Origin of the sequence: Mesorhizobium sp. M7A.F.Ca.CA.001.10.2.1 (genome assembly GCF_003998575.1) — a bacterium.
In the GTDB taxonomy this organism is placed as follows: Bacteria; Pseudomonadota; Alphaproteobacteria; order Rhizobiales; family Rhizobiaceae; genus Mesorhizobium.
Genome location: NZ_RZQY01000493.1, coordinates 1 through 4,563, shown reverse-complemented (window position 1 = coordinate 4,563; position 4,563 = coordinate 1). Strand labels below are relative to the sequence as shown.

Annotated in this window: 3 protein-coding genes and 2 pseudogenes; 3 read left to right on the top strand and 2 right to left on the bottom strand. The window is 62.5% G+C overall.

Features of this window, described 5'->3' with window-relative positions:
* A pseudogene (locus tag EN964_RS39455) lies at nucleotides 1-68 on the top strand (NAD(P)-dependent oxidoreductase); the annotation flags it as partial.
* Here the strand turns inward: EN964_RS39455 and EN964_RS25575 are convergent.
* Nucleotides 64-447 (bottom strand): annotated as a pseudogene (locus EN964_RS25575) (NAD(P)-dependent oxidoreductase); the annotation flags it as partial. The pseudogenes EN964_RS39455 and EN964_RS25575 sit on opposite strands and share 5 nt — an antisense overlap.
* Before the next feature lie 418 nt (nucleotides 448-865).
* Between EN964_RS25575 and EN964_RS25570 the strand changes: the two are divergent.
* Together EN964_RS25570 and ybaL are read left to right on the top strand one after the other, a co-directional pair.
* Nucleotides 866-1,315 carry a host attachment protein gene (locus EN964_RS25570; protein ID WP_127271043.1) on the top strand — a complete coding sequence of 150 codons (450 nt, stop codon included), beginning with the start codon at nucleotides 866-868 and terminating at the stop codon, nucleotides 1,313-1,315.
* A gap of 223 nt (nucleotides 1,316-1,538) precedes the next feature.
* Nucleotides 1,539-3,335, top strand: a complete 1,797-nt coding sequence (ybaL, locus tag EN964_RS25565) for a YbaL family putative K(+) efflux transporter (RefSeq protein ID WP_127276891.1) — start codon at nucleotides 1,539-1,541, stop codon at nucleotides 3,333-3,335.
* 69 nt (nucleotides 3,336-3,404) lie between these two features.
* Here ybaL and EN964_RS25560 read toward each other — a convergent pair whose 3' ends face one another.
* Nucleotides 3,405-4,214: a helix-turn-helix domain-containing protein gene (locus EN964_RS25560; protein ID WP_127271895.1), complete on the bottom strand. Its 810-nt coding sequence runs from the start codon at nucleotides 4,212-4,214 to the stop codon at nucleotides 3,405-3,407.
* Nucleotides 4,215-4,563: the final 349 nt, after the last annotated feature.

The following is a 4,563-nucleotide window of genomic DNA, read 5'->3' as shown; positions in this document are numbered from 1 at the left end:
CGCGCCGCCTAAGCATTCCGGTCAATGCCGTCGATCGGCCTGAGCTTTGCGATTTCTTCACCCCGGCGCGCGGTTGACCAGCGCCGGGGTGAAGAAATCGCAAAGCTCAGGCCGATCGACGGCATTGACCGGAATGCTTAGGCGGCGCGCATCCGCAGCCACCCGACGGTCGAGTTCCTCGTCGCCGCTGGCGGCAAACACCATGATCGCGCCTTCGAGCTGCGATGCGTCGTAAGCGGCGGCAAAATGGCTCGCGCCGGCCTGGACGATGAAGGCGAGCAGATCGGGCTCGGCGTGTTCCGCGATGATCCGCAGGACCGCGCTCGACTGTCCGATCAGCCGCGCCTTGGCGAGTGCCTCTTCGCCGCCGCCGACGATGGCCACGGCTTCGCCCTCGACCCGCATGAACACGGGGAAGGCGCTGAGCTTGGGAGCAGTGTGCGACATGGACGCGAGCGGAATCCTGAATGAGCTTGCAGTTCTACGCGCGGGCGCGAGAAACCAGAAGGAACGCACTCGCGCATCCCTTATCGGGATGCAATTGCTTTTCTGAAAGCATCCCAGCCAAGAGAAAAATATTTCTCGTTTGCAGATGGAGCGGATTCAAGCTGCTGTCGCAGGCCTTGTTTTCCGGGTCTTTTAGCGCCTGGGGAGAAAAGCGCAAAACTGTTTTTTCTAAATTCTACCAAATTAGTAGATTAAAGCCGCGAACTCTGGATAGCCGGAATGTCCAACGCCGACGCGGCGGCCGACTGGAACATTAGTGGCTCGGGGCGCGTTCTCAAAAGGCCTGTCATATCGGATCGAAACCCCGGCTGCGGAACGCCCCGAAGGCCACCACGCGGCTGAAAAGGAGCCTGTCATCATGAACACAATCATACTCAAGCACGGTATCTGGGTCATGGTGGCCGATGGCGAGAAGGCGCTTTTCCTCAGGAACGCCGGCGACAACAAATATCCGAATCTCGAGGTGGTGCAGGAAATACAGCAGGACAACCCGCCCACCCGCGAGCAAGGCAGCGACAGCCCGGGCCGGTACAATGATGGTCCCTCCGTACACCGCAGCGCAGTCGAGGATACGGACTGGCACCGCATCGGCAAGGAGCGTTTCGCCGATGAAATCGCCGCCCGGCTCTACAAGCTCGCGCATGACGGCGAATTCAACGAGATCGTGCTCGTCGCACCGCCAGTGGTGCTTGGGACAATGCGCAAAAAGCTGCACAAGGAGGTCGAGGACAAGGTGACCGCCGAAATTCCCAAGACATTGACCAACCATGCCATACCGGAAATCGAGGCCCTGCTGCGGGCAGGCTGATCATTGTCGATCGGCCCTGACGGATCGAGACGAATAGCACCGCACAAATTCCGATCCGGCCGGCAGCTTCTCAGCTGCCGGTCAAATTTTTGCGGCAGCGCCGTCGATTTCACGGATTCGCGGGTTGCATCGCCGACATACCATCCACCATATTGCAAAACAGGCGGCGGCTTTGGGCGGCGCTCATCCAACATCGCTGTTTTTGAAAGGCGCTCCATAGACAATGCCGCATGACACGCCCCTTATCGCCACCATCGTCGCCGGTCTGGGGCTGGCTTTCGTCTTCGGGGCTCTCGCCAACCGCTTCCGTATCCCGCCGCTGGTCGGTTATCTCGTAGCCGGCGTGCTGGTCGGGCCGAACACGCCTGGCTTCGTCGCCGATGCCGGCCTTGCCAACGAACTGGCCGAAATCGGCGTCATCCTCCTGATGTTCGGCGTCGGGTTGCACTTCTCATTGAAGGATCTTCTGTCGGTGCGCGCCATAGCCGTGCCGGGCGCCGTCGTCCAGATCGGCTTTGCCACCGCACTCGGTGCCGGGTTGTCGTGGATGCTCGGCTGGTCAATGGGCGCGGGACTGGTGTTCGGCCTGGCACTATCGGTCGCCTCGACGGTCGTGCTGCTGCGCGCTCTGCAAGAGCGGCGGATGATCGAGACCGAGCGCGGCCGCATCGCTGTCGGCTGGCTGATCGTCGAGGACCTGGCCATGGTGCTGGCGCTGGTGCTGCTGCCGGCGCTGGCCGGCGTGCTCGGCGGCCAGGAGCAGACCGACGCCCATGCAAGCGGGCTGCTGTCGCTGCCGGCCAGCTACGGCATCTGGGGCGTCGTCGGCATCACGCTGGCCAAGGTCGCCGCCTTCGTCGTCGTCATGCTGGTGGTCGGCCGCCGGGTCATCCCCTGGATCCTGCACTATGTCGCCCACACCGGCTCGCGCGAGCTCTTCCGGCTGGCGGTGCTTGCCATAGCGCTCGGCGTCGCCTTTGGCGCGGCCAAACTGTTTGGGGTCTCACTGGCGCTGGGCGCATTCTTCGCCGGCATGATCATGAGCGAATCCGAACTCAGTCACCGTGCCGCCGAAGAATCCTTGCCGCTGCGCGATGCCTTTTCCGTGTTGTTCTTCGTCTCGGTCGGCATGCTGTTCGACCCGTTCAGCCTGATCAGCAATGGCTGGCCGATCCTGGCAACGCTGGCCATCATCATCATCGGCAAATCGCTGGCGGCGTTCGTCATCGTCGTTGCCTTCGGCTATCCCCTGGCCACCGCATTGATGATTTCGGCAAGCCTTGCCCAGATCGGCGAATTCTCCTTCATCCTGGCCGAGCTCGGCGTCGGGCTGAAACTGTTGCCCGAACAAGGTCGCGACCTCATTCTGGCCGGCGCCATCCTGTCGATCGTCCTCAACCCGCTGATGTTCCTGGCCATCGACTGGATGAAGCCGTGGCTGGAACGGCGCGCCGCCAGGACGGCACCGCCGGTCGAAGCAAAACCGGTTGGTCCGGCGACGGAGCCGGGCCAGGTGGCCTCTGTCGCGGCAACGGCGAAAAGGGAGGACGGGCCGCCGCCCAAGACGGCACTCACAGGCCATGCCATCCTGATCGGCTACGGCCGTGTCGGTGGCCTGGTCGGCTCGGCGTTGAAAGACGCGGCACTGCCCTTCCTGGTCATCGAGGACGCCGACAAGACGCTGGCGAGGCTGAAAGCGGACAGCATCGAGACCGTCGCCGGCAATGCGGCCAATGCCGAAGTGTTTGCCGCCGCCAACCCCGAAGGCGCCAGCCAGCTGATCCTTGCCATCCCCAATGCCTTCGAAGCCGGTCAGATCGTGCTCCGAGCCCGCGCCGCTAATCCCGGTATCAACGTTATCGCCCGGGCCCATTCGGATGCCGAGGTCGAACATCTCAAGGGTTTGGGCGCCGATACGGTGATCATGGGTGAACGCGAGATTGCGCGCGGGATTGTGGAAGAAGTTCTCGGTTCCAAACCGGAGTTGAGGCGCGAAACCGCCGAGCCATCGGTGGCCTGAGTCCCAAAGCCAAGCTGCATTCTCGCACGCTGGCAACCTGATTGGCTCGACCAGCCTTTCAAGTGAGCATTACGCCACGAATGCAGAGCCGCCATTTTGCGCGATACCACTGAGGTATTTGGCCGGCGGCTTCCCAAGCGCCTTCTTGAACATGGTGATGAAGGCCGTGACCGAACCATAGCCGAGATCGCCCGAGACTTGCTGGACACTCTTGCCGGACGCCAGTTCCCGAATTGCAACGATCAAGTGCAATTGCTGGCGCCAGCGCCCGAAACTCAGCCCTGTCTCCTTTGTCACAAGGCGGGCGAGGCTGCTCTCGCTGAGCGCCATGCGCTTGGCCCAGTCCGCCAGCGTGCTGCGGTCGGCAGGGTCTTGCGCCAACGCCTCGGCGATCCTGTTCAAGCGCGGCTCGGATGAGATCGGCAGGTGCAATTGCTGGACAGGCATGCGTGGCAATTCGGTGAGCAGCATTTTGGTCAAGAGTTCGCCCCTCGCCTCGTCGTCCTGCAGCCGATCGGAAAGCTCGATGATCAATTCGCGCAGCAGTGGCGAGATCGAAAGCGTGCAGCACCGCTCCGGCAGGTCGGCCGCTCCCGGCTCTATGTAGACGAAAAAAATCCGGGCGTTGGCGGTTGCGACATTGCTGTGCTCCATGCCGCCGGGGATCCACACCCCGCAATGCGGCGGCACCATCCATAGACCGCTTGGAACGCGGCATGTGACGCCGCCGCCGAGCGCGAAGACGAGCTGGCCTTTGCGGTGCCGGTGGGCGGGGACTTCCGCTCGGGTGTCGGGGATGTCGACGCGCACGGCAATCGCCAACGCGGAAGGGTCATCCACATCGAGATCAAGCCAGGGGTAGCTGAGGGGCCGTCTCATGATTGACTGCTATTAGCGATGAAACGCCATGATAGCTAAATTCTTTAACCGCGGAAGTCGATAGGCTCCGGTTCGCGCAGGGTTGATCTCGTGACGCTGCGCGCCATCGCCGGTATGGCTCGCTACCTACGTGGGTACTCAGCTTGCCGTGCTTTCCAACGCAAGCTGGCACCGACAAGCCAGCAACAAGGTACGCCATGCTCGCCCTGGTCATCTCTCCCGAAAGTGCGACCGGGTTGAGGCTCGCCGACGTCGCCGAGCCTCAACCGGCCTCGAATGAAGCGCTTGTCTCGGTCCACGCCACTTCGTTGAATCGCGGCGAACCGCGCCTGCTTGCCATACGCCCCAA

Excerpts from the sequence above, each read along its gene's own strand:
- EN964_RS25570 (WP_127271043.1), top strand. The coding sequence starts at position 866 with ATGAACACAATCATACTCAAGCACGGTATCTGGGTCATGGTGGCCGAT.
- ybaL (WP_127276891.1), top strand. The coding sequence starts at position 1,539 with ATGCCGCATGACACGCCCCTTATCGCCACCATCGTCGCCGGTCTGGGG.
- EN964_RS25560 (WP_127271895.1), bottom strand. The coding sequence starts at position 4,214 with ATGAGACGGCCCCTCAGCTACCCCTGGCTTGATCTCGATGTGGATGAC.